The 25,609-nt window shown below is 43.2% G+C and carries 27 protein-coding genes; 5 read left to right on the forward strand and 22 right to left on the reverse strand.

The window, feature by feature from the left end:
* Nucleotides 1-56: 56 nt before the first annotated feature.
* Together FQT28_RS06680 and FQT28_RS06685 are read left to right on the forward strand one after the other, a co-directional pair.
* Nucleotides 57-503, forward strand: a complete 447-nt coding sequence (locus FQT28_RS06680) for a MarR family winged helix-turn-helix transcriptional regulator (protein WP_143989759.1) — start codon at nt 57-59, stop codon at nt 501-503.
* 91 nt (nt 504-594) lie between these two features.
* Complete coding sequence (locus FQT28_RS06685) at nt 595-1,143, forward strand: NADPH-dependent FMN reductase (RefSeq protein WP_084853329.1); 549 nt, start codon at nt 595-597, stop codon at nt 1,141-1,143.
* Nucleotides 1,144-1,174: 31 nt separating this feature from the next.
* Here FQT28_RS06685 and yaaA read toward each other — a convergent pair whose 3' ends face one another.
* From yaaA to FQT28_RS06705, 4 genes are all read right to left on the reverse strand, one after another.
* Nucleotides 1,175-1,903 carry a peroxide stress protein YaaA gene (yaaA, locus tag FQT28_RS06690; RefSeq protein WP_143989760.1) on the reverse strand — a complete coding sequence of 243 codons (729 nt, stop codon included), beginning with the start codon at nt 1,901-1,903 and terminating at the stop codon, nt 1,175-1,177.
* A gap of 76 nt (nt 1,904-1,979) precedes the next feature.
* Nucleotides 1,980-3,575, reverse strand: coding sequence for a hypothetical protein (locus tag FQT28_RS06695; RefSeq protein WP_143989761.1), 1,596 nt, complete (start codon nt 3,573-3,575; stop codon nt 1,980-1,982).
* An 11-nt stretch (nt 3,576-3,586) separates the two neighbouring features.
* A complete protein-coding gene (locus FQT28_RS06700; RefSeq protein WP_000412248.1) occupies nt 3,587-3,997 on the reverse strand; it encodes a peptide deformylase in 411 nt (136 codons plus the stop codon).
* A gap of 103 nt (nt 3,998-4,100) precedes the next feature.
* The gene (locus tag FQT28_RS06705; protein ID WP_143989762.1) at nt 4,101-6,797 is read right to left on the reverse strand and encodes a cation-translocating P-type ATPase; all 2,697 of its coding nucleotides are present in this window, start codon (nt 6,795-6,797) and stop codon (nt 4,101-4,103) included.
* A gap of 307 nt (nt 6,798-7,104) precedes the next feature.
* On the opposite strand from FQT28_RS06705, the gene mntE reads away from it, so the two are divergent.
* Complete coding sequence (gene mntE / locus FQT28_RS06710; protein WP_143990071.1) at nt 7,105-8,298, forward strand: CDF family manganese efflux transporter MntE; 1,194 nt, start codon at nt 7,105-7,107, stop codon at nt 8,296-8,298.
* 53 nt (nt 8,299-8,351) lie between these two features.
* On the opposite strand, the gene FQT28_RS06715 is transcribed toward mntE, so the two are convergent.
* From FQT28_RS06715 to cdaA, 9 genes are all read right to left on the reverse strand, one after another.
* Nucleotides 8,352-8,963 carry a hypothetical protein gene (locus tag FQT28_RS06715; RefSeq protein ID WP_125449500.1) on the reverse strand — a complete coding sequence of 204 codons (612 nt, stop codon included), beginning with the start codon at nt 8,961-8,963 and terminating at the stop codon, nt 8,352-8,354.
* Nucleotides 8,960-10,828: an ABC-F family ATP-binding cassette domain-containing protein gene (locus tag FQT28_RS06720; protein ID WP_143989763.1), complete on the reverse strand. Its 1,869-nt coding sequence runs from the start codon at nt 10,826-10,828 to the stop codon at nt 8,960-8,962. Before FQT28_RS06720 ends, FQT28_RS06715 begins: the two co-directional genes overlap by 4 nt.
* Nucleotides 10,825-12,024, reverse strand: a complete 1,200-nt coding sequence (locus FQT28_RS06725) for a CCA tRNA nucleotidyltransferase (protein WP_143989764.1) — start codon at nt 12,022-12,024, stop codon at nt 10,825-10,827. Before FQT28_RS06725 ends, FQT28_RS06720 begins: the two co-directional genes overlap by 4 nt.
* Nucleotides 12,021-12,788, reverse strand: coding sequence for a 4-hydroxy-tetrahydrodipicolinate reductase (gene dapB / locus FQT28_RS06730; protein WP_143989765.1), 768 nt, complete (start codon nt 12,786-12,788; stop codon nt 12,021-12,023). Before dapB ends, FQT28_RS06725 begins: the two co-directional genes overlap by 4 nt.
* A 39-nt stretch (nt 12,789-12,827) precedes the next feature.
* Nucleotides 12,828-13,676: a DegV family protein gene (locus FQT28_RS06735; RefSeq protein WP_143989766.1), complete on the reverse strand. Its 849-nt coding sequence runs from the start codon at nt 13,674-13,676 to the stop codon at nt 12,828-12,830.
* Between the two features lie 2 nt (nt 13,677-13,678).
* Nucleotides 13,679-14,053: a DUF1149 family protein gene (locus tag FQT28_RS06740; protein WP_001050092.1), complete on the reverse strand. Its 375-nt coding sequence runs from the start codon at nt 14,051-14,053 to the stop codon at nt 13,679-13,681.
* Nucleotides 14,054-14,126: 73 nt separating this feature from the next.
* Nucleotides 14,127-15,479 (reverse strand): phosphoglucosamine mutase, encoded by a 1,353-nt coding sequence (gene glmM, locus FQT28_RS06745; protein WP_143990072.1) that lies wholly within the window; start codon nt 15,477-15,479, stop codon nt 14,127-14,129.
* Nucleotides 15,480-15,507: 28 nt separating this feature from the next.
* Entirely contained in the window at nt 15,508-16,290 is a 783-nt protein-coding gene (locus FQT28_RS06750) for a CdaR family protein (protein WP_143989767.1), read from the reverse strand.
* Nucleotides 16,277-17,134 (reverse strand): diadenylate cyclase CdaA, encoded by an 858-nt coding sequence (cdaA, locus tag FQT28_RS06755; protein WP_143989768.1) that lies wholly within the window; start codon nt 17,132-17,134, stop codon nt 16,277-16,279. Before cdaA ends, FQT28_RS06750 begins: the two co-directional genes overlap by 14 nt.
* Nucleotides 17,135-17,270: 136 nt before the next feature.
* On the opposite strand from cdaA, the gene FQT28_RS06765 reads away from it, so the two are divergent.
* Nucleotides 17,271-18,239, forward strand: coding sequence for an NAD(P)/FAD-dependent oxidoreductase (locus tag FQT28_RS06765; protein ID WP_143989769.1), 969 nt, complete (start codon nt 17,271-17,273; stop codon nt 18,237-18,239).
* A gap of 33 nt (nt 18,240-18,272) precedes the next feature.
* Here FQT28_RS06765 and whiA read toward each other — a convergent pair whose 3' ends face one another.
* The 9 genes from whiA to FQT28_RS06815 form a co-directional block, all read right to left on the reverse strand.
* The gene (gene whiA, locus FQT28_RS06770; RefSeq protein ID WP_143989770.1) at nt 18,273-19,184 is read right to left on the reverse strand and encodes a DNA-binding protein WhiA; all 912 of its coding nucleotides are present in this window, start codon (nt 19,182-19,184) and stop codon (nt 18,273-18,275) included.
* Nucleotides 19,181-20,158: a YvcK family protein gene (locus FQT28_RS06775; protein ID WP_001231057.1), complete on the reverse strand. Its 978-nt coding sequence runs from the start codon at nt 20,156-20,158 to the stop codon at nt 19,181-19,183. The genes whiA and FQT28_RS06775 overlap by 4 nt, the downstream gene beginning before the upstream one ends.
* Nucleotides 20,155-21,045 carry an RNase adapter RapZ gene (gene rapZ, locus FQT28_RS06780; RefSeq protein WP_143989771.1) on the reverse strand — a complete coding sequence of 297 codons (891 nt, stop codon included), beginning with the start codon at nt 21,043-21,045 and terminating at the stop codon, nt 20,155-20,157. Before rapZ ends, FQT28_RS06775 begins: the two co-directional genes overlap by 4 nt.
* Nucleotides 21,046-21,096: 51 nt before the next feature.
* The gene (locus FQT28_RS06785) at nt 21,097-21,477 is read right to left on the reverse strand and encodes a RidA family protein (RefSeq protein ID WP_143989772.1); all 381 of its coding nucleotides are present in this window, start codon (nt 21,475-21,477) and stop codon (nt 21,097-21,099) included.
* 9 nt (nt 21,478-21,486) lie between these two features.
* Nucleotides 21,487-22,074, reverse strand: coding sequence for a ribosome biogenesis GTP-binding protein YihA/YsxC (gene yihA, locus FQT28_RS06790; RefSeq protein WP_143989773.1), 588 nt, complete (start codon nt 22,072-22,074; stop codon nt 21,487-21,489).
* Nucleotides 22,075-22,082: 8 nt separating this feature from the next.
* Nucleotides 22,083-23,315 (reverse strand): ATP-dependent Clp protease ATP-binding subunit ClpX, encoded by a 1,233-nt coding sequence (clpX, locus tag FQT28_RS06795; protein ID WP_004240351.1) that lies wholly within the window; start codon nt 23,313-23,315, stop codon nt 22,083-22,085.
* Between the two features lie 188 nt (nt 23,316-23,503).
* Entirely contained in the window at nt 23,504-24,010 is a 507-nt protein-coding gene (locus FQT28_RS06805) for a dihydrofolate reductase (protein WP_143989774.1), read from the reverse strand.
* A gap of 118 nt (nt 24,011-24,128) precedes the next feature.
* On the reverse strand, nt 24,129-24,803 hold the full coding sequence (gene cmk, locus FQT28_RS06810) for a (d)CMP kinase (RefSeq protein WP_143989775.1): 675 nt from the start codon (nt 24,801-24,803) through the stop codon (nt 24,129-24,131).
* 9 nt (nt 24,804-24,812) lie between these two features.
* Nucleotides 24,813-25,307, reverse strand: coding sequence for an SAG1386/EF1546 family surface-associated protein (locus tag FQT28_RS06815; protein ID WP_143989776.1), 495 nt, complete (start codon nt 25,305-25,307; stop codon nt 24,813-24,815).
* A 45-nt stretch (nt 25,308-25,352) separates the two neighbouring features.
* Here FQT28_RS06815 and FQT28_RS06820 point away from each other — a divergent pair, with 45 nt between their 5' ends.
* On the forward strand, nt 25,353-25,556 hold the full coding sequence (locus tag FQT28_RS06820) for a ferredoxin (RefSeq protein WP_080641299.1): 204 nt from the start codon (nt 25,353-25,355) through the stop codon (nt 25,554-25,556).
* Nucleotides 25,557-25,609: the final 53 nt, after the last annotated feature.

Genomic DNA, 25,609 nt, shown 5'->3' on the forward strand with positions numbered 1-25,609 from the left:
TTTCCTATAAAATATAAGTTCTTGTTTTTCTCTCTCATTATTGATAAAATAGCCTTATGAAACAATATTTGAAAGAGAAAATTTCCGATAATCAATTAGATTTAAAAACAGCTATCGTCCTCAACAAAGCCGTACGGACTTTTAAACCATATGAAGCCAAGGCTGCCAAAGAACACGGGCTAACACCCACTCAATTTTCAGTTTTGGAAACCCTCTACAGCAAGGGGGAACTACGCATTCAGGATTTGATTGAAAAAATGCTAGCCACTTCTGGAAACATGACTGTTGTCATTCGAAATATGGTTCGAGATGGCTGGATTTCTAGAACTTGCGACCCCAAGGATCGTCGCTCTTTTTTCCTGAAATTAACACCTGCAGGACGCAGAAAAATCGAAGAGATTCTTCCTGGACATATCGATTCTATCGTAGAAGCACTCAGCATTTTGGAAAATGGCGAAAAGGAAGACTTAATCCGGATTTTAAAAAAATTTAAAAATTTGTGAGCACATTTATTGCTAATTAGTATCATTTGTTGTAACATAGATAGTAACAAAAGAGTTCGCTCTTTGAATTTTAAACTAAAGGAGACACATCATGTCTAAAAAAGTATTATTTATCGTCGGTTCACTACGCCAAGGTTCTTTCAACCACCAAATGGCCCTCGAAGCTGAAAAAGCACTTGCTGGAAAAGCGGAAGTCAGCTATCTTGATTACTCAGCTGTTCCTCTCTTCAGCCAAGATCTTGAAGTTCCAACTCATCCAGCTGTAGCTGCTGCTCGTGAAGCAGTCCTTGCTGCGGATGCGATCTGGATCTTCTCTCCAGTCTACAACTTCTCTATCCCTGGAACAGTGAAAAACTTGCTTGACTGGCTCTCTCGTGCCCTTGACTTGTCTGATACACGTAGCGCTTCTGCCCTCCAAGACAAGTTTGTTACTGTCTCATCTGTAGCCAATGCCGGTCACGATCAACTCTTTGCCATTTACAAAGACCTCTTGCCATTTATCCGTACACAAGTCGTTGGTGATTTCACTGCTGCACGTGTCAATGACTCTGCTTGGGCAGACGGAAAATTGGTGTTAGAAGAAGCAACTGCTTCATCACTTGCAAAACAAGCTGACGATCTTCTTGCAGCCATCAACTAATCCAGCAAAAACCAGCTCATTCGAGCTGGTTTTATGCTTGTTTTACAAAGACGAGTTCTAAATCACTTGATAAATCAGGTCGGTAGTCAAAGCCGGCAAAACTGAGCTTGCGAGCTTGTTCGACTGTTTGGACTTGCCCCTCTATCAAGGCGGTCAAAAAGGCCCCACGCGCTTTTTTTGAAATGGTTGAGTGGATTTTCAACTGACCTGCCTTATCCTCCATAAATTTGAAAGTCACCATCTTTTCTCTAATTTCCTTCGAAAATACAGTTTCAAACTCTGATGATAGGAGTGAGAATATCAAGTCCTCATCCTGAAGTGCCTCATCGTAGGCTGACTTCCAATGACTCTTTAGAGTTTTACCAGCGACTTTTAACTTCATCAAGAAGTCCAAACGATGAGGAGCCATGGGAGAGAGGGCTGGAACAACGCCATACAAAGCTGATGTTATTAAAACATGATTTTCCAGGTAGGCTTGTTCGGCCTCGGCTAACCCATCTCGTTTAATATGACGATACATGAGACCATCAAAGAGTTTCAAGGCTGGATAATGTTTAGCACTGTGATCTTTTAAAGCTTGAATATGAGCGTACTCTTCTTCTGCTTTCTCGGCAGATACCTTATAAAAGGTCTCTAATTCACTAGCTGAGTAGTGCGCCAGTGAGTCAAGGACTGCCTGACTTTCTTCCCTCAAGGGAAGTGCTTCGATACAAGGATGGTCTGTGTTCATTTCTTTTGCTGTTGGGATTAAAATTTTCATATTGTTAGTGTAGCATATTTTTCATTCACGACCAAGAATTTCATCTTAAAAACCTCGGTTCATACCGAGGTTTCTTTTACTTGACTTTAAAGGTCTTAAGGTAATTATCTTTTCCAACTTGACCTTCAAAGGATTGGCCATTTTCAAGGTAAGGAAGGTCGTCTGATATGGAAGCCTTGACCTTATAAATCTTGCCATCAACTTTAAAGAAGTAGACGGTATCCCCCTTGATAACAGCTGATTTCAGGTCTGAAATCACTCCCTTGATGTTTTCTACCGTTTCATTATCCAGGTCGAGGTCGTTTTTATTGGCATACTTGCTGAGGAGTTCATCCACCGTAGTTGCTACGATAACGTTTTGGTACTCCACGGCATCGACCAATGCATACTCCTTGACCAAGCCTGCATTGTCCTTCAAGCCCATGATATAGAGAGGTTTGTCATTGAGATTGACAAGAATAGGGAAGGTCGCCTTGTAGGCCTTCTCCTGAACTGCTCCTTCTGCGGAAGCACGGGCTGATTCTTCAGTTGCTGAAGCTAGATTGTACTTGGTGATTTCACCAGTGCGCATGTTTTCAAGGATAAATCCTAGATTACTTTCGTCAGCATTTGCTGAAGTCACACCCGTGTAGAGATAAATGTCATTTCCGATAGAAAGATAGTTATAGCCCTCTGTCGTTTGGGTAACATTTTTCTTAGAAATCAAGGCATTCCAGAAGCCGTCTTTATACTTGCCGTTGTAGTTGATTTGTTCGATAGTTTCTTCAGCAGGATAGACACGGTCTACCCATTCTGGCACTTCATCCAAGCTGTATTCCTTGGTTTCTCCATTGGTGGCGTCTAAGATAATAACAGATGAAGGACGAGGAACTCCTAGACCAAACTGCTTTTGATAAACTGTTGCTACATAGAAAGGATTGCCTTCATCATCCACCTCAAAGGATGGGGTTTTAAAAATTTTGGTTGGGTACTTGATCCGAAGATGACGTTTGACGTCTCGGTTAAAATACTCGGAGTCTGAATACTTCATCGGTGTTTTTAAATCCACCAATTCCGCATTTCCTGTCACCATATCAACCTTGATATACTCGCCAATCCCCTTGGACTGATTATTGAACCATTTAATCGGATCAGCATATTCCAAAGGTGTCACCCGATAGGGCTTGCCATCAACTGTCAGCTGGGTATAAGTATCTGCTGCTACGTACTGGGAGACCTTATCCGTCAGAGACCCCAGGTAACGGTCACCAATCTTTTCTGCAGTGCTCCGATCTAGGATTGGAACCTTACTGGTATCACTCTTAGGAAAATCTTTAAAGTCTTTTTCTGTGATGGACACCACATTAGCATAATTTTTTGCTTGGAAAAAGCTAGAAGTTACTAGGCTTACCAGACCAGCAAGGGCAAAGATAAGTCCCGCGGCCAGCAACAATCCTCCACCTAGTCTATTAAAATGAAGCCCTTCTAGATTGAGTTCGTTGGCAACCTTGCCATGACGTACATGAACCGTCTTGAGAAGATTGATATCCCTTCGAAAACTAAACAAAATTCCCATCACCACCAAATGTCCGCATAGGAAAAAGATAAATTCCCAACTCGTAAGATTAAGTGGTGGTAAAAAGATATACCAGGTCGTTGCGATAAAAACAAGTTCAAAGAGTATGCGTTTCATCTGAGTTCCTCCTAAATAATTCGTCCTTCCAAATGATCCAGTTCATGTTGGCAGATCTGAGCTGGAAAACCTGTCAGTGTAATGGTCTGTTCCTGCCACTTGCTATCGCGATAGGAAACCGTAATCGTTTCATAGCGAGTCGTTGACCGTACCCCAGTCAAAGACAAACAACCTTCCTCTGTCTCGTAAGGATCTTCAGAGGAAAGGAGAATGGGGTTAAACATAACTATAGGAACCAAGCCAAGATTAAAGATAATCACGCGCTTCTGCACCCCAATCATATTTGCCGCCAGACCAACACAGGTCTCGCGATTGGCTAGCAGGGTATCCTGTAAATCTCTAACCAGATAAAGGTCTTCCTGACTTGCAGCTTTCGAAACTTGCGACAGGAATAAGACATCTCGGACAATTTTCTTTTCCATTTCTTTCGCTCCTTGCCATTTTACTTTATTATAGCATAAAAGTGGATAACTCTTAACTATTCTCCTCAAATGCAAAAAAAGCCATCCGAAGATGACTTTCTTTTTAAATCGCGTTCTTATCAAAACCAAGCTTGCGTTGAACAAACTTAACGATTTCGACAATAAGTATCATTGAGAAGCTTCCGCCCATAACGATTCCCCATTGTGATAAGTCTAGTTTGGTTACGTGGAAGATGCTTTCTAATGGGTCGATGACAATAGTTGATGCTAGTAAAATAAATGAAACCAAGATTGACCAGTTGAAAGTTTTAGATTTAAATGGACCAACAGTCAAAATAGACTGGTAAACAGATTTTACATTGTAGGCATGGAAGAGCTGGATCAAACCAAGTGTTGCAAAGGCCATAGTAAGAGCATCAGCGTGGATAGCTTGATTGTCACCCACATGAACTGGGTAAAGAAGGGCAAGACCATAAACAGCCAGAACAAGGGCACCTTGAAGGAGACCTTGATAGATGATGGAACTCATGACCCCACCTGAGAAGAAGCTTGACTTGCGTCCACGTGGTTTGTGGGTCATAACACCTGGCTCAGCTGGCTCAACGCCAAGAGCGATAGCTGGGAAGGTATCAGTTACCAAGTTGATCCACAAAAGATGAACTGGTTGCAAAACATCCCATCCAAAGAGGGTCGCTAGGAAGATGGTTAATACTTCAGCTGTATTGGCAGACAGAAGGTATTGGATGGTCTTTTGAATGTTTGAGAAGACCTTACGTCCTTCTTCAACTGCGACGATAATGGTCGCGAAGTTATCATCTGCAAGAATCATATCAGAAGCTCCCTTAGAAACCTCTGTACCAGTGATTCCCATACCGATACCGATATCGGCTGTTTTCAGAGCTGGCGCATCATTGACACCATCACCTGTCATGGCAACGACTTTACCTTGTTTTTGCCAAGCCTTGACGATACGAACCTTGTGTTCTGGAGATACACGCGCATAAACAGAGTATTGACCAACTACTTTTTCAAATTCTTCATCAGAAAGTTCGTTGAGCTCAGCACCTGTCAAGACATGGTCTTCTGAGTCATTTTCATCGATGATTCCCAAACGTTTAGCAATGGCTTCTGCTGTGTCTTGGTGGTCACCCGTGATCATGATTGGACGGATTCCAGCTTCCTTGGCTACACGGACAGCTTCTGCTGCTTCGGCACGCTCAGGGTCAATCATCCCAATCAAACCAGTAAAAATCAAGTTGTTTTCCAGTTCTTCAGAAGTCAAGTTTTCTGGAATGCTATCAATAATCTTATAAGCACCTGCAAGGACACGCAAGGCTTGGTGAGCCATTTCAGAGTTGTTTGTATGGATTAATTCAGTGACTTTCTCATCAATCGGAGCGACATCTCCAGCTTTATCACGAGCAACACAACGTTTCAAAAGTTGGTCTGGAGCTCCCTTGACTGCCACTAGGAATTTCCCATCTGGCAATGGGTGAACCGTTGACATGAGCTTACGATCTGAGTCAAATGGCAATTCAGCTACACGAGGATATTTCTCTAAAAATCCTTTAACATCATAGCCCTTATCCAAGGCATACTGGATGAAGGCTGTTTCGGTTGGATCCCCGATTAGGTTTCCTTCTGCATCAATCTTAGTATCATTAGCCAAAACAACTGAACGAAGAAGAGGCATTTCAAGACCTAGTTCAATGTCATCAGCTGAATCATGTAGGACTGCATCATAGAAGACTTTTTCGACGGTCATCTTGTTCATGGTAAGTGTACCAGTCTTATCAGAAGCGATGATCTCAGTTGAACCAAGTGTTTCTACTGCTGGCAACTTACGAACGATAGAGTTTCGTTTTGCCAAAACTTGAGTACCAAGGGCAAGAACGATAGTCACGATAGCAGGAAGTCCTTCTGGGATGGCTGCAACAGCAAGCGCAACAGAGGTCATCAACTCACCAAGTGGATTTTTACCTTGAATGAAGACTCCGACTACAAAAGTAACAAGGGCAATGACCAAAATTGCATAGGTCAAGACCTTAGAAAGGTTGTTCAAGTTTTGTTTGAGTGGTGTATCCGTCTCATCCGCATCTTGGAGCATGCCAGCGATATGACCCACTTCCGTGTACATACCTGTATTGACAACAACACCAAGACCTCGACCATAGGTCACGTTTGAGTTTTGGAAGGCCATATTGACACGGTCACCAATACCAGCATCTGCAGAGAGCTCAACGGTCAAGTCTTTTTCGACTGGAACAGACTCACCTGTTAAGGCCGCTTCTTCGATTTTAAGTGAATTAGCTTCTAGCAAACGTAGGTCTGCTGGTACTACGTCACCTGCTTCAAGGGCAACGATATCACCTGGCACCAATTCTTTGGAATCAATCTCAGCCATGTGCCCATCACGGATAACGCGAGCAGCTGGACTGGACATAGACTTGAGGGCTTCGATGGCTTCTTCCGCTTTTCCTTCTTGGTAAACACCGAAAGCTGCGTTGATGATAACAACGGCTAGGATAATGATGGCATCTGCAATATCTTCCCCACCAGAAGTTATGACAGACAAGATGGCTGCAGCCACCAAAATAATAATCATCAAATCTTTAAACTGTTCGATGAATTTAACCAAGAGAGATTTTTTCTCACCTTCTTCGAGTTCATTGCGCCCATATTCAGCAAGGCGTTTCTGCGCTTCGCTTGACGAAAGGCCTTGCTCAGTTGCTTCAACCGACTTCAAGACCTCTTCAGGACTTTGAGTATAAAACGCTTGGCGTTTTTGTTCTTTTGACATGTGTCTCCTCCTTGACATTGTGTGCAAAACAAGCTCTCTTTTGGTTTTATGACAAACAAAAAGAGACCTGTTAATCATAACAAGTCTCGCTGTTTAAGATAGCGCCGGAAAGAATACTTTGCAGTATAAAATTCGGAATGACGACACTATCACAGGTTTCTGCCAGCTACTCCCTTGAGTAGTACTATTATATCAAAATTTGAACAATTTTCAAGAATTAAAATCCGATGGAACAAGACTAAATTTGAATTTTCCCATGAAAACCAGTATAATGAAAACAGAATCTCAGCACCAGAAAGGAAGTCCGATGAATCAATCCATGTCAAATCTCAAGTTGGCGGAACGTGGTGCCATTATCAGCATTTCGACCTACCTCCTCTTGTCTGCGGCAAAATTAGCGACTGGCCACCTCCTACATTCTTCCAGTTTGGTAGCGGATGGTTTCAACAACCTATCAGATATTATCGGAAATGTTGCTCTTCTGATTGGCATTCGTATGGCTCGCCAGCCCGCAGACCGTGACCATCGTTTCGGTCACTGGAAGATTGAAGATTTGGCTAGTTTGATTACTTCCATCATCATGTTCTATGTTGGTTTTGATGTGCTTCGGGACACCATTCAGAAAATCCTTAGTCGGGAACAAACACCTATTGATCCTTTGGGAGCGATTCTAGGAATCATTTCAGCGGCGGTCATGTTTGCTGTTTATCTCTATAACACACGCCTCAGTAAGAAATCCAAATCCAAGGCTCTCAAGGCAGCTGCTAAGGACAATCTTTCCGATGCTGTCACCTCGCTTGGGACGACCATTGCTATCCTAGCCAGCAGTTTCAATTATCCAATCGTGGATAAATTGGTCGCTATCATTATCACCTTCTTTATCTTAAAGACAGCCTATGATATCTTTATCGAGTCTTCCTTCAGTCTTTCAGATGGCTTTGATGACCGTCTGCTAGAGGACTACCAAAAAGCCATCATGGAGATCCCAAAGATTAGTAAGGTCAAGTCCCAAAGAGGGCGTACCTACGGTAGCAATATCTACCTTGATATCACCCTAGAGATGAATCCTGACCTATCAGTCTATGAAAGTCACGAAATTGCGGACCAGGTCGAATCCATGCTGGAAGAGCGTTTTGGAGTCTTTGATACCGATATCCATATCGAGCCTGCTCCCATACCTGAGGACGAGATTTTAGACAATGTCTATAAAAAACTGCTCATGCGTGAGCAATTGATTGACCAAGGAAATCAGCTTGAAGAACTCCTTGCTGAGGACTTTCTCTATATCCGTCAAGATGGAGAGCAGATGGATAAAGAGGCTTATAAGTCTGAAAAAGAACTTAGTGCTGCGATTAAGGACATTCAGATTACCTCCATTAGTCAGAAAACCAAGCTTATTTGCTATGAGCTAGATGGTATCGTCCACACCAGTATCTGGCGTCGCCATGAAACTTGGCAAAATATCTTCCACCAGGAAACAAAAAAAGAAGACAAACAGTGACCCTATCCAATGGATAGGGCCTTTTTGATTATTCTACTTTAAGCAAAGACCGACTATGACAGTTTGGAATATTTGCTTTTCGAAGCTTGTTTTGTCTGTTTTCTAGCTTGGCGATTTTGTTCGATCCGCCATTCTCTTTCGTAGTACTTCATGGTCTCATAGACCCTTTCAGGAAGACCTACATCTAGCAGAAAAATCGGGATGATCAAATCTGCTGACGGATGAAAAGGGAGAATCCTTCTCTTCAACAGAGCTAGAAAGGATTGGGATTCCACATTTTCCTTGTTTTTAAAATAGACTTCAATCCGATAGGAATCCCTGTACTTCCCTCGAATCCGAGAAAAGGAAAACTCTTCTACATCTGCCCAAGCATAGAAACGACTGGGTTTCTTTGGGTTTGGTTTGTAGTAAAACCCCTTAACTGTGCATCTCAAATACTCCTTATCCAAGCTTAAAAGTCTGTAAGTCTGATAAAGGACTACTCCAGCACAAAAAAGTACATGCAGCATTAACAAAAGACTTATCGTATGAAGTCCCGTCCCCTTTTCCGAATACGCATAGAGATAAGATAGAGGTAACAAGAAGAAAAGCACCGAAGCCAAGCCAAACAAGGCATTCCAAATGATTTTCTTGGGACTACGTTTAATGACTTTTTCTTCCATCATGCCAACTCACTTAGGTATTCATAGCGTTCGTATTTTTCAAGGAGTTCTTCGTTTTTCTCGTCTAGCTCTTTCTGAAGGGTGGCTAGCTTACCAAAGTCAGAACCATTAGCCTGCATTTCCTCTTCAATTATAGCGATACGATTTTCCAAGGCTTCAATATCCCCTTCAATGCTTGCCCACTCCTGCTTTTCTTGGTAGGTCATACGCTTCTTGTCTTCACGGACTTTGACCGCTTTCTCTTTTTCGGCCTTTTGAACTTGACTTGCTGTTTCTTCTTCAAAGGCCTTTTCATCAAGATAATCGGTGTAATGACCAAAGAAAGTACGAATGTTGCCATCTTCAAAAGCGAGAATTTTTGTTGCTACCTTATCCAGAAAATAACGGTCGTGGCTGACTGTTAAAACGGGACCTGCAAAGCCCTGCAAGAAATTCTCCAAGACTGTCAAAGTCGCAATGTCTAGGTCATTGGTCGGCTCGTCCAAGAGGAGAACATTTGGTTTTTCCAAGAGAAGTTTAAGGAGATAGAGTCGTTTTTTCTCGCCACCAGATAACTTCTCAATCAAGGTTCCATGGGTCGAACGTGGAAAGAGGAATTGCTCTAGCAGCTCAGCGATGGAAGTCGTAGAACCACCACTGGTCTTAACCTCTTCTGCTACTTCCTGCAGGTAATTGATAACCCGTTTGCTTTCATCCAACCCTTCAATTTGTTGAGAGAAATAGGCGATACGAACGGTTTCCCCAATCACAAGATGACCTGCTGTCGGCTCAAGACTTCCTGCAATCAGATTGAGAAGAGTTGATTTTCCCACACCATTATCCCCAACGATACCGATACGGTCTTTAGCTTGCACTAAAAGGTTAAAATTTTGTAATATCGGCTTGTTCTCATAGGCGAAGGAAACATCTTTAAACTCGATGACCTTCTTCCCAATCCGACTGGTCTCAAAGTTCATGGTCAAGTCTGTCTCAGTACTACTACCTGAAACTTCTTTTTTCAAGTCATGGAAACGATTGATACGGGCTTGTTGCTTGGTCGCACGTGCCTGCGGTTGTCTGCGCATCCAAGCCAATTCTTGCTTATAGAGTTGTTCTTTCTTGTGAAGGAGAGCAACGTCACGCTCATCTTGCTCCGCCTTAAGGCGAACATAGTCCTGATAATTACCCTGATACTCGGTCAAGCCTGCTCGGTCCAACTCGAAAATTCGTGTTGATAGTGCATCTAGGAAATAACGATCATGGGTGATAAAAAGAACTGTCTTCTTGGAATTTTTCAAAAAAAGAGTCAGCCACTCAATGGTCGCAATGTCCAGGTGGTTAGTCGGCTCGTCCAGAAGCAAGAGGTCGTGGTTTCCTAGGAGAACTTGCGCCAACTGAACCCGTCTTCTTAGACCACCTGACAATTCACCAACTGGAGTCGACAAGTTCTGAATACCTAGCTTGCTGAGGACCGTCTTGACCTGGCTTTCAATTTCCCAGGCTTGAAGAGAATCCATCTCTGCCATAACCCGTTCCAAACGAGCCTGCTTGTCCTCGCTGTAGTTGAGCATGATCAACTCATACTCACGAATGAGCTGAATTTCCTTGAGGTCGCTGGACAGAACCGTGTCCAAAACCGTCTTGCTATCATCAAAATCTGGATTCTGGGTCAAGTAGCCAATCTTGTAGTCATTCTTAGCTGAAAAAGGACTAACATCCCCATCAAAGCCTGAAACGCCAGAAAGGACGTCTAAAAGGGTGGTCTTACCCGTTCCATTAACACCGATCAGACCGATTCTATCCAAGTCATGGATGATAAAGGAAATATCCTTAAAAACGGTCTTGTCACCAACGGATTTACTTAGTTTTTCAACGATAAAATCACTCATTTTCTCTCCCTCAGGTAAACATGGATAGCTTGACGATCATTTTCCAACTCTCCATCGACAATGGCATACTCAATCTCTGTTAAAATTTCTCCCAAGTCTGGACCTGGCTGATAGCCATATTCTTTGATCAGAATACCACCGTTGATTTGCATCTCTTTCTTATCATGAATGGTCAAACTATGGTAAGTTTCTTTGATGGCTTGTGGGTTGACTTCTTTCCCTTGAGCCTGACGAAGGCTTTCAGCTTGTAGAAGGGAATCCAAGTCAAAGCGGTAACAATCGCGCTTGCTCAGCTCTCCTTCTTCTCGCAAAGCCAAAATGGTCAGCAAATCCTGAACCTGCTTGGTAAACTGACGTGAGGTCTTCCAATGTTTCAAAAATGGCTGTGCATCTTTAATCTCCAAAGCCCACAATAGAGCCGCCCAAGCTTGTTCGGAAGACTCAAAAGTGAAATCAGGCTCCAAATCAAACAATCTGTGGAGATTGTCTTGACTTCCTGCCATATCAGGGAGGTAGTCATAAGCTCGACTCTCAATCATGGAAGACAGACCAACTCGCCAAAAAGGTGCTAGCAAGAGTTTATCAAACTCAACGAAGGTGCGCTCCACAGAAATTTTCTCCAAGAGTGGCGTCAAAGTCTTCATCGCTTTAAATGTTTCTTGCTCAAGTTTAAAACCGAGACTGGCCTGAAAGCGGAAACCACGCATAATCCGCAGAGCATCTTCATTGAAACGCTCACTAGCAACACCCACTGCTCGCAAGACTTGGTTTTTCAAATCTTCTAAACCATGGAACAAGTCAATGATTTCGCCTGTTTCATCCAAAGCAAAGGCGTTGACTGTAAAATCACGGCGCTTGAGGTCTTCTTCTAGCGAACGCACAAAGGAAACCGCACTGGGTCTGCGATAGTCCACATAGACATCTTCGGTCCGAAAGGTCGTCACCTCATACTCCTCGTCCCCATCTAAAACTAAGACCGTTCCGTGCTCAATTCCGATATCGGCTGTTCGCGGAAAAATCTGCTTGGTCTCCTCTGGATAGGAAGAAGTCGCAATATCCACATCGTGGATGGGGCGATTGAGGAGGGCATCTCGAACAGAGCCCCCAACAAAATAAGCCTCAAAGCCTGCTTCTTTAATTTTTTCTAATACTGGTAAAGCCTTCTGAAATTCAGAAGGCATTTGCGTTAATCTCATAATAAGTGTTCTAATCCATAGACAAGCTCATGACGCTTGACAACTTCTTTGATTCCTAAATTCACCCCTGTCATGAAGGAGCTGCGATCATAGGAGTCATGACGAAGGGTCAATCCTTCTCCCTGATTGCCAAAGATGACTTCCTGATGGGCTACCAGGCCTGGTAAACGGACCGAATGGATGCGCATACCATCAAAGTCAGCACCGCGAGCACCTGCAATCAATTCTTCCTCATCAGGCGCACCTTGTTGGATAGACTCTCGCACTTCCGCCATCAACTCAGCCGTTTTAATGGCTGTTCCGCTCGGAGCATCTTTTTTCTTGTCATGATGGAGCTCGATAATCTCCACATTTGGGAAATATTTGGCAGCCTGCGCCGCAAATTGCATGAGCAAGATAGCTCCCAAGGCAAAGTTAGGAGCAATCAAGCCACCCAAATCTTGTTCACGGGAAAATGCTTTTAGCTCAGCAATTTCTTCACTAGTAAAGCCTGTTGTTCCAACTACTGGAGCAAAGCCATTTTCAAGAGCAAAGCGTGTATTTTCGTAGGCTACGGCTGGTGTGGTAAAGTCTACCCAGACATCCGCTTCAAAACCAGCCAAGTCAGCCTTATCATTGAAGACAGGAATACCCTGCCATTCTGAATCAGACTCAAAAGGATCCAAAACTGCGACCAAGTCCAAGTCGGGATCAGCCAAGACCATCTGACAAGCAGCTTGGCCCATCTTTCCCTTAAACCCGGCAATAATTACTCGAATACTCATCTCTACTCCTGTCTAAGATACAAAGCCTGTAAGAACAATCTAGACGATTGGTGTATAGCTCAAGGCGATACTACCTTCTCCAAGGTGGGTCCCAATGACACTACCAAAGCTAACAATTGGGATCTCAGAATTCACATCACTCTCAATCAAAAGTTGGCGTAAATCTGCCGCCTTTTGAGGAGCGTTCCCATGAATGACTGTAATACGGTAGTCCCCATCTTTTGTCAACTCTTTGATGATTTCTACCAAACGTTTGATTGCCTTCTTTTCTGTACGAACTTTTTCGTAAACTTCAATCACACCTTGATCATTGAAGTAAAGAATAGGCTTGATACTAAGGAGATTCCCTAAGATGGCAGCCCCATTTGACAAACGTCCTCCCTTAACCAAGTGGTCGAGGTCATCTACTATGATAAAGGCTGAATTATCAGCAATTTGAATAGCCAACTTCTCCTGAATCTGGGCAAAATCATCGCCCTGTTCTGCCCATTCAAAGGCACTCTCCACCATAAACCCTAGAGGGGAACTTGTGATATGGGTATCTGGAAAGGCAATGGTCAAGCCATCATACTCATCCAACATGTATTGGATGTTCTGATAAAAGCCTGAAATTCCTGACGAAAGGAAGAGTCCCAAGACGTGGGTGTAGCCCTCTTCTTTCAAGGAACTTAAAATCTCATCCAATTTGGCAATGCTTGGTTGACTGGTCTTAGGCAATTCTGCAGACTGAGCCATCTTTTGATAAAATTCCTCAGCAGTCAGATTCATACCTTCGACATACTCCTCCCCATCAATATTGACAGGAATATCCAAGATATATAGATTCTCTCTTTGCAGCGTCTTCTCCTCTAAATAGGCTGAAGAATCTGTAATGACAGCTAATTTCATGACTAAAACTCCAAATTGATCCCTGGAAGATCCAAGGCGATTTCTGTTACTTCATACGTCAAACGATTGAGCATGTTCAAACATGGACGTGCCAAGGTTTCGACTTCTTCTTGGTTAAATTCGCTTGGTTCGTTGACAATACGACCTTCCACATGGTTAACTTGAGAAATTGTTCCGCTGATGACGAATTTGTCAAAGACAATCATGAAACTCAAGATAACGACTAGCGAAGTCACTTGGTTTTCTTGGTCATGTTGGAGCAACTGAAAGTTCACATCTACCTTGGTTTCAGGGGCTCCATTTTCATTTTCCCATTCAAAGTTACGAGCATCAAAGTGATACTGGCTAACAAATTCTTGTTCTCGTTTAAGATTCATTTTTCTCTCCCATTGCTACAATTTACTATGCAATTGTACCACATTTTTATCATTTCATCTAGTTTTCTAGGCTTTAGTCAATTCCGATTTCATCTTTAACAACCGCAGCAATCGTATCTACGTAGTAGTTAACTTCTTCTGTTGTAGGAGCTTCCGCCATGACACGCAAGAGGGGTTCTGTTCCACTCGGACGGACAAGGATACGACCGTTCCCTGCCATCTCTTCTTCCATTTTTTCGATGATTGTTTTGATGGCTGGTACTTCCATGGCCTTTTCTTTCATGACATTTTCCACTCGGATATTGACCAGTTTTTGTGGGTAAATCGTCACTTCTGATGCTAGTTGAGACAAGCTCTTGCCTGTTTCTTTCATGATTTTAGTCAATTGAACAGCTGATAATTGACCATCACCAGTTGTATTGTAGTCCATCAAGATAACGTGGCCTGATTGTTCACCACCAAGGTTGTAGCCTGATTTTCTCATTTCTTCAACAACATAGCGATCTCCAACTGCAGTGACTGCCTTGTTAATGCCAGCACTATCCAAAGCCTTATGGAAACCAAGGTTAGACATGACGGTTGTCACGATGGTGTTTTGAGCCAACTGGCCTTTTTCAGAAAGGTATTTCCCGATGATGTACATGATCTTGTCACCATCAACGATATCGCCATTTTCATCAACAGCAATCAAACGGTCACTATCACCGTCAAAGGCCAAACCAATAGCTGACTGACTTTCTTTGACCACTTCTTGAAGAGCTTCTGGGTGTGTAGAACCCACATTCAAGTTGATATTAAGACCATCTGGTGTCTCACCGATAACAGTTAATTGAGCACCGAGATCAGCGAAAATCTGACGAGCACTTGTAGAGGCTGCACCGTTTGCTGTGTCCAAGGCCACTTTCATTCCCTCAAGAGGAGTTCCAGTCGAAACAAGATAACCTTCGTACTTACGCAAGCCTTCAGGGTAATCCACCAAGGTTCCCAAGCCTTCGGCACTTGGACGAGGAAGAGTGTCTTCAGCAGCATCCAGCAAGGCTTCGATTTCTGCTTCTTTTTCATCATCAAGTTTGAAGCCATCCCCACCAAAGAACTTAATCCCATTATCAAGGGCTGGGTTGTGACTAGCGGAAATCATGACACCTGAACTAGCTCCCTCTGTTTTTACCAAGTAAGCTACTGCTGGTGTTGCAAGAACACCGAGTTTGTAGACGTGAATCCCAACTGAAAGGAGACCTGCCACCAAGGCAGATTCTAGCATTTCTCCTGAGATACGTGTATCACGTCCTACAAAAACTTTAGGGGCTTCCGTTTCGTGTTGGCTAAGGACATAACCACCAAATCGACCCAGTTTAAAGGCCAATTCTGGTGTCAGTTCTACGTTTGCTTCTCCACGGACTCCATCGGTCCCAAAATATTTACCCATTTTATTTATCATCCTTTTCTATTATTTATTATTGTTTAGACGAATCTGATTTCGTTTCTGAACTCGTTGAAGACGAACTGCCCTCTGAGGAACTTGTTGACGAGTTACTCGAACTAGACAATGCTGGTTTGGTTGTAATTTTCATAGTTGTGTCAAACGGCATAATAACGCTTGGCAAGACATTTCCATTTTTATCAACTGCTTGTAGAGGAACAGAAGCCGAGTAGTTACCCGTTATCCGTTCACTCGTCGGTAAGATGGCAATGACACGATCTACTTTGGAGAGGGTTTCCTCATCACTAATAACCGTTACTTTTTCATCTGACACAGTGACTGTATCGATTTTCACACGAGAATCAACCTGGCTAGGGTCAATCTCCGGCACAACGATCACATTATCTCGTTTTGCTTTTTTACCGACCTTCACTGTTATCTTTTGCGGTGTCGCAACAGCGGTCAAACCACTCGGTAAATTTTCAATGGTTAGAGGAACTTCGATGGTTCCTACACTGGCATTTGTCAAGTCAGCTGTCACCTTGAATTTGCGCGTACTTTCCTGCATTTCGCTTGCCAAAGCAACTCGATTGGAACCTGTCAAGAAAACCGTTACTTCTGACGTAAAGCCACTAATAAAATACTGATCGCTGTCGTACTGAATATCGATTGGGACATTAAGAACCGTATTGGTATAGGTTTCCGTCCGCACTTGTCTAGCACTGTTGCTATTCTGGTAGTTTGTAGAAGTCGCATAGATAAAGAGGATGCAGGCGAAAAAGAAGGAAGAAATGATATAAAGACTATTTTTTCTCATGTTTCAATCCTCCTAGCAAGCGCTCTTTCAGACCATGTTTTTCCTCTGATGTTGGAAGCAGGATTCTTCTCAATTCAGCTTCAAACTCTTCCAAGGTCAAATCATGCTTAAAGACTCCATTATAGGTGATTGAGATTCCACCTGTTTCCTCAGAAACCACAAAGGTAAGTGCATCTGACACTTCCGACAAACCAATCGCCGCCCTATGACGCGTTCCAAACTCCTTGGAAATCCCGGTATCTTCAGTCAGGGGTAGATAGGCTGAAGTTACGGAAATCCGATCCTCCTTGATAATGACCGCACCATCGTGCAAGGGAGTATTGGGGATGAAAATATTGATAAGCAATTCAGCCGAAATCTTGGCATCTAGGGGAATCCCCGTCGAGATGTATTCCTGTAAAGTTCTCACTCGCTGAACAGCTACCAGAGCACCAATTTTACGCGGGCTCATGTATTCGACTGATTTCACAAAGGCACGAATCATCTGCTCTTCTGCACTAATAGGTGCATTGGAGAAGAAATCAGTAGCCCGGCCCAACCGCTCTAGACCCGTCCGAATCTCCGGTGAAAAGATGACTACTGCTGCAATGACCCCGTAGGTGATGATCTGATTGATCAACCAGGAAATGGTCGTTAAACCAATCATATTGGAAAGAATCTGGGCTAGAATAAAAACTAAGACTCCACGGACCAATATCATAATCTTGGTGCCTGCAATAGCTTTAGTAAAATGATATAAAATATAAGTCACAATCAGAATATCAATCAGATTGATGACGATACTCCAAGGACTTGAAAACAAACTCGTCCAGTACTGTAAATTGGATAATTGTTGAAAATTCATCCTTGGCCTCCTCCCTGTCAAAACACGTTCCGTCCTATTATACCATTTTCTAACAATTTTTTCCCTATCCTACTTCATTTTAATTTGATTAAAAATATGATAAAATAAACTGACTAGAAAAAACGAAGGAGAAATCATGTCTCAACTCTATGACATTACCATTGTAGGTGGCGGTCCCGTCGGCCTCTTTGCTGCCTTTTACGCCCACCTACGCCAAGCCAAAGTCCAAATCATCGACTCTCTTCCACAGCTCGGTGGTCAACCAGCCATCCTCTACCCTGAGAAGCAAATCCTTGATGTGCCAGGTTTTCCAAACTTAACTGGAGAAGAGTTGACCAATCGCTTGATTGAACAGCTAAACAGCTTTGAAACACCTGTTCACCTCAACGAAACCGTTCTTGAAATCGAGAAACAAGATCAAGGTTTTACCATCACAACCAACAAGGGAAGCCATCTGACCAAAACAGTCATCATTGCCATGGGGGGCGGTGCCTTCAAACCACGGCCACTCGAATTAGCTGGCGTCGAAAATTATGAAAATATCCACTACCACGTTTCCAACATCCAGCAATACGCTGGTAAGAAGGTGACCATCCTTGGTGGAGGGGACTCAGCAGTGGACTGGGCTCTGGCTTTTGAAAAAATTGCCCCAACTACTCTTGTTCACCGCAGAGATAACTTCCGTGCCTTGGAGCACAGTGTTCAAGCCCTGCAAGAATCATCTGTGACTATCAGGACACCATTCGTTCCTAGCCAACTCCTTGGAGATGGAAAAACACTCGATAAACTAGAAATCACAAAAGTCAAATCGGATGAAACCGAAACTATCGAAGTAGACCACCTCTTTGTCAACTATGGTTTTAAATCTTCTATCGGCAACCTTAAAAATTGGGGACTGGATCTCAACCGACATAAGATTATCATCAATAGCAAGCAAGAATCCAGCCAAGCGGGTATTTACGCTATCGGGGACTGCTGCTACTATGAAGGTAAAATTGATTTGATTGCGACAGGACTGGGTGAAGCTCCAACTGCTGTCAACAATGCTATCAACTACATCGACCCAGAACAAAAGGTACAACCAAAACACTCTACAAGTTTATAAAGAAAAGAACCACGGATTGAATAATTCGTGGTTTTATAGTTCATCTGCAATCTTGTTTATTTTTCGGAGTCTGTGGTTGACGCCACTTTTGGTCAGGGGATTGCTCAGGCTATCTGCCAACTGCTGGATAGAGTAATCTGGATGCTGAATCCGCAACTGCGCTACCTCCTGCAAATCTACGGGTAAATTTTCCAAACCCATTCTATCTTTGATTTTACTGATATTATTAATGGTCTTTATACTAGCAGAAACCGTCCGAGCGATATTGGCTGTTTCGGCGTTATTGGCTCGATTGAGATCGTTACGGGTTTCACGCAAAATCTTGACGCGCTCAAAGTTGTCACGCGCCTGCATGGCTCCAATCACGATCAAGAAATCCATGATGTCTTCTGCACGCTGGAGATAGGTAACCGCACCTTTCTTTCGCTCAATGACCTTAGCGTCCAATAAAAATTGCTGGAGGAGAGAGGCCAGTCCTTGGGCGTGGTCCAGATAAACGGAACTAATCTCCAACTGGTACTTGCCAGACTCAGGATCTCGGATGCTACCATTTGCCAGAAAGGCCCCACATAAGTAGGCACGTCCAGCCTCCTCATCTGCTAAAATATAGGGATCAATACCTGTCTCCAAACCAAAGAAGGAATCCGCAAGTCGCAAATCAGCTAAAAGCTCCTGCACTCTCTCTTCAGTATAGACCGTATAGACACGGTTCTTGCGAAGATTGCTTCTCTGATGGTGACGAATCTCTGACTTGATATCATAAAAATGGAGAAAGGACTCATATAGGTGACGAGCCAACTTGGCATTTTCGGTCACGACTGACAAGGTCAAGCCTGAAGTCGAGAGACCAATACTACCTGACATCTTGATGATGGCCGACAGTTCATAACGACTGAGATGGTGTTGACCAAGAATTTCCTCTTTTACTGCAACTGTAAAACTCATTTTCTCACCTGAATGATGCGCATCAATTCATCCACAATCAAATCCCCATCATGGAAGGCTCCTCCATTTTCCAAACGAAGGAAGTTGGATGAAATCACACGAGGGACCTGCTTGCAAAGACCAGCAAAGTCATGCTCCACCTGAACCAAATACTCATCAAAACGGTTGGTATTCATGTATTCTCTAGGAACCTTCTCGATATTGACCAAGACCGTATCAATAAAAGGCCGACCTAAGTGTCGATGGAGGACTTCCACGTGGTCACTGTCTGAAAAGTGCTCTGTTTCCCCACGCTGGGTCATGATATTGCAGACATAGGCTATCTCCGCCTTGGTCTCCAAGAGTGCCTGTCCAATCTCCTCGATGACAATATTGGGCAAAATTGATGTAAAGAGGGAACCAGGCCCTAAGACGATCATGTCACTCTCGAGAATGGTATTGACTACTCGACGGCTGGCTTGGGGTGTTTCATCATCCAGAGTATTGGTCACATAGACATGGTCGATCATGCCTGGATGATCTGCAATGTGGCTCTCACCTGCCACTTCAGAACCGTCTTTAAAGACTGCATGCAGTGTCAAAGGATGATCGCTTGAGGGGTAGATCTTTCCTGTTGTGTGAAAGAACTTACTGAGTAATTGCATAGCATTGTAGGTAGACCCTTGCATTTCAGAGAGCCCTGCTATGATGATATTCCCCAGTGGATGGCCCGCAAAAGCACCAGCCTCTTCTGAAAAGCGGTACTGAAAAACCTTCTCATAAAATTTAGGCATATCCGACATGGCCACCAAAACATTCCGAAGATCACCTGGTGGTGTCAGTTGTTGGATATTCTTTCTTAGTTCACCAGAAGATCCACCATCATCAGCTACCGTTACGATGGCCGCAATATCAACATCCTTTTCGCGTAAGCTTTTCAAAATGACGGGGATACCAGTTCCTCCACCAATCACCGTTATCTTTGGTTTTCTCATGAACGGTTTACCGTTTCCTTTCTTCTGTCTTTGTCACGATGGCTTTCATTGACAGGCCAGTTTTTGGATAAATCCTCAGCTATGCGCTTAGCAAAGGCAACACTACGGTGTTGTCCACCCGTACATCCTACTGCAATGGTCAAGACGGACTTGCCTTCTTTTTTGTAACTTGGTAAAATGGGCTCAATCAAGGCGAGTAAGTGCTGATAGAAACTTTCAGACTCTTCATGATGCATCACATAGTCATAAACTGCTTGATCCTCACCTGTCTGATTACGGAGCTCCGGAAGGTAGTATGGATTTGGCAAGAAACGGACATCAAAAACCAAGTCTGCATCAATAGGGATACCATACTTGAATCCAAAAGACATGACTTCGATACGGAAAGACTGGGCTTGCTCTTGGTCTGAAAATTGCTCTGCAATGGTTTTACGCAGTTCACGCGGAGTGAGTTCTGTCGTATCCACCACATTTTGACTCATATTTTTTAAAGGTGCCAAGAGTTCACGTTCCAGCTTGATGCCATCTAAAATTCGACCATCTGCGGCTAGAGGGTGACTTCTTCTAGTTTCCTTATAGCGTGCCACCAATTCCTTATCTGCTGCGTCTAAAAAGAGGATTTTGAAGTCCAAATCGTCTTGGTTTTCCAATTCATCCAAAACAGCCTGAATCTCTGAAAAGAAGGAACGGCTCCGCATATCGACTACCAAGGCCAGTTTGTGGTCATCATCCTTGGTCTCTACCAACTGCAAAAACTTTGGCAAGAGGGCTGGTGGCATATTGTCAATGGTGAAATATCCCAAATCTTCGAAGGACTGAATGGCTACCGTTTTCCCTGCACCACTCATCCCTGTTACAATCACCAGGTGAAGTTGTTTTTTTGTCATCTATCTCTCCTTATATCAAAAAAAGTTTGGCAGAGCCAAACTTCAACTAGCTTATCCAATCTCTGCGATCACTTCAATTTCGACTTTTACATCACGAGGAAGACGTGCAACTTCCACAGCTGAACGAGCTGGAAATTCCTCTTTAAAGGCAGTCTGGTAAACCTCGTTAAAAGGAACAAAGTCATTCATATCGCTCAAGAAGCAAGTTGTTTTGACAACATAGTCAAAGTCTGTTCCAGCTTCAGCCAAAATAGCACCGATATTTTTCAAGACTTGTTCTGTCTGTTCTTGGATCGTTTCTCCTACAATTTCTCCAGTTTCAGGAGATAGGGGAACTTGACCACTAGCAAATAAAAGATTGCCAACGATTTTTCCTTGAACATATGGTCCTATAGCTTTTGGAGCTTTGTCTGTATGAATTGTTTTTGCCATTTCTTTCCCTCATAATTTTTCTAATATTGCATCCCAAGCCTGATCCATCCCTGCCTTGCTGACAGATGAAAAGAGGATGAAGTCGTCACTTAGGTCAAAGTTTAATTTCTTTTTGATTGCGGATTCATGCTTGTTCCATTTACCACGAGGAATCTTGTCCGCCTTAGTCGCAACGATGATAACCGGAATCTCATAATATTTGAGAAATTCGTACATCTGCACATCATCTGCTGACGGGTCGTGGCGGAGATCCACCAGACTGACCACGGCACGGAGATTTTCACGAGTCGTTAAGTATTCCTCAATCATGCGCCCCCACTTTTCACGCTCCTTTTTTGAAACGCGGGCATAACCATAACCTGGTACATCCACAAAGCGCATCTTGTCATCAATGTTAAAGAAGTTGAGTAGCTGGGTTTTTCCAGGTTTCCCCGATGTACGAGCAAGATTCTTGCGGTTCAGCATGGTGTTGATAAAGCTAGACTTGCCAACATTTGAACGCCCTGCTAGGGCAATCTCTGGCAGGTCATCCTGCGGATAGTGGGACTTGTTTGCCGCACTGAGCAAGATTTCAGCATTGTGTGTATTGATTTCCATAATCACCTCTAGGCTGTTTCTAGGATTGGTTTATCCGTTCCATCGACAGCTTCTTTCGTGATGCGAACCAGTTTCACATTTTCCTGACTCGGTACTTCAAACATGACATCCAGCATGGTTTCTTCGATAATCGAGCGAAGACCACGCGCCCCTGTCTTGCGTTCGATAGCCTTATTGGCGATTTCTTGAAGAGCTTCATCGTCAAATTCCAACTCAACATCATCATAAGAAAGCAAGGTTTGGTATTGTTTGACCAAGGCATTTCTTGGCTCTTTCAAGATGCGAACCAAGTCATCGACCGTCAATTGCTCAAGAGCAGCAAAGACAGGCAAGCGTCCAATCAACTCTGGAATAATACCGAATTTTTGAATATCTTCTGCGATGATTTCTTGCATGTATGAGCTGTTTTCGTCAATCGCCTTGTTATTTTGGCCGAAACCAATAACTTTTTCACCCAAACGTTGTTTAACGATTTCTTCGATGCCATCAAAAGCACCACCCACGATAAAGAGGATATTTTTAGTATCCACCTGAATCATCTCTTGTTGCGGATGTTTGCGTCCACCTTGAGGCGGTACACTAGCTACAGTTCCCTCGATGATCTTAAGAAGGGCTTGTTGCACTCCTTCACCCGAAACATCACGTGTGATAGAAACATTTTCGCTCTTCTTGGCAATCTTGTCAATTTCATCCACGTAGATAATCCCACGCTCTGCACGTTCGATGTTAAAGTCAGCAGCCTGCAAGAGTTTGAGGAGAATATTTTCCACGTCCTCACCCACATAACCAGCCTCAGTCAGAGCTGTCGCATCTGCAATAGCAAAAGGCACGTTCAAGCTCTTAGCCAAAGTCTGGGCCAAGAAAGTTTTCCCAGAACCAGTTGGGCCAATCATCAAGATGTTTGACTTCTGCAAATCCACATCTTCTGACTCTTCACGCGTATCATGGAAATTGATACGTTTGTAGTGGTTGTAAACTGCTACTGCCAAGGCACGTTTGGCACGATCTTGACCGATCACATAATGGTTCAAGATATTGAGGAGCTCGATTGGTTTTGGTACTTCAGACAAGTCTGCCAAGACTTCCTCAGCCAACTCCTCCCGAATAATTTCCTGAGCCAACTCCACACATTCATTACAGATAAAGGCGTTGTTCCCAGCGATTATTTTCTTTACTTCTTCTTGGCTTTTGCCACAAAATGAGCAATAAACCATCATATCATTTTTCCTATTTGTAGGCATGATTTCCTTCCATTCTATCTAAAATAAGGTCATATAAAAAGCGTGAACACTATTTACCAGATTAGTAAAGGCATTCAACCAGAGTAAGGCAGATAGTCCATAGCGCTTCTTACGAAAAGCTTGTGCTCCAGTCAAAATACAGATTACACACAAAAAAGCTGTAAAAAATCCAAATATACTGCGCTCCATTAGACTTCCTTTCTTTCTCGGTATTCGATGGTAAAATCATAGTCGTTTTTCTCATCTCGGGTATAAGATTTGCTTGCGACTGTCTCAAAACGAGACAATTCAAACTCCTCAGGGAAATAGGTATCTCCCTCCACCTGAGCATGAATCTGCGTCACGATGATTTCATCTAAATAAGGCTCAAAAGCCTGAAAAATCTGTTTCCCGCCGATGATATAGAGATTTTTTTCCTGACTCTGATACCACGCTAAAACAGACTCTACATCTTGAAATACGAGCGCCCCATCTATGACTTCTTCGCTATTGCGCGTTAAAATCAGGGTTTGCCGTTTTGGAAGCAGACGACGTCCCATTCCATCAAAGGTCACTCGTCCCATCAATATAGCATGATTTAAAGTTGTTTCCTTAAAATGTTGCAACTCTGCTGGTAAATGCCATGGGAGACGATTTTCCTTTCCAATCACCCCTTTTTCATCTTGGGCCCAAATGGCTATGATTTTCTTTGTCATGCTTCCGTCCTTTTTATTGATACTACTATTTTATCAAAATTCTCCCAAAAAGACTGTTTTGAAACGCGCACAAAAGAGAGAAAAGGAGCAGACTTCATTTAGCCTGCTCCTCTCGTCCCTAGGACATATATTTTTTTGCTTCAGATTCAATTTTTTCGACCACTTCTTGGATACTTAGTCCAGTTGTGTCAAGGTAAACTGCATCCTCAGCCTGTTTGAGAGGTGAGGTTTCACGATGACTATCCTTGTAGTCACGCGCAGCAATCTCTTCTTTCAAAGTTTCCAAGTCAGTCTCAATCCCTTTGGCAATATTTTCCTTGTAGCGACGCTCTGCTCTTTCTTCAACAGAGGCTACTAGGAAGATCTTGAGTTCAGCTTGTGGTAATACAACTGTCCCGATATCACGCCCATCCATGACAATACCACCTTGCTGAGCAATCTCTTGCTGGAGCGAAACCAGTTTCTCACGCACCTCAGGAATGGCAGCAATGCTTGAAACCTTGTTGGTCACTTCATTTTCACGGATCGGATGAGTAATATCAACATCCCCTACAAAAACAAGTTGCTCACCTGTTTCTGAGCGACCAAAACTAATAGGGTGTTGGTTAATAAGCTCAAGAAGTTGGTCTACATTTCCTGCATCCAACTGGTGCTTGAGCGCTATATAAGTCGCAGCACGGTACATAGCGCCCGTATCGAGATAAGTGTAACCAAAATCCTTGGCGACAATCTTTGCAACCGTACTCTTACCACTGGAAGCAGGACCATCAATAGCAATTTGAATTGTCTTCATTTCCGACTCCTATCTAGTCTTGATGACATCACCAGGGTTGGCAAACCAAGTTCCCGATAACATATGAGAAGGATTTAGAGCTTCCAGCTGGGCAATGGAAATCCCTGCACGCTGAGCAAGAGCTGCTTCTCCTTCTCCAGGTTGCACAGTAAGCGTTCCTTCTCCATCTGTGTGTTCTTCAGAACTACTTTCTGAAGGAGTTGATTCTTTCGTTTCTTGAGTTTTACTAGTGGAGGAAGAAGACTCTTCTACTTTAGAGGTTGACGATGGAGCTGAAGAATCATAAAAATCCTTCAAGGCTGCGGTACGATTACTTCCTCCAGTAGAAAGGTAAATCAATACGACAACCATTGCTACAACGATCACAAAAAAGAGGCTAGCTAGAACCGTTAAAACACGATTGGCAACAACACCTGTCCCTTTTTGTTTACGGTGACGACGCTCTAATCTTGTTTCTTCTTCTCTGTTGTCATAAATATCTTCTTGCCACGGTTCTTTTGCCATACCTTACTCCTTGTATTTTTTTCATTTTCTTATTACAATATAAATATGAAACTCACACTTATACCTGAACGTTGCATCGCCTGCGGGCTTTGCCAAACCTATTCTGAACTCTTTGATTACCATGATAATGGTATTGTTCGCTTTTACGATGACCCAGTTGAATTGCAAAGAGAAATCGCTGAGACCAGCGATGTTCTGGAGGCCATCAAACATTGTCCTACACGTGCACTTCTCAAAGATCCATCGTAATGTACAGGGAATGAATGTTGATGATTTTTTCACCTTATTCCCACAGCTACTAG

Origin of the sequence: Streptococcus oralis (genome assembly GCF_901543815.1) — a bacterium.
GTDB lineage: Bacteria > Bacillota > Bacilli > Lactobacillales > Streptococcaceae > Streptococcus > Streptococcus oralis_CM.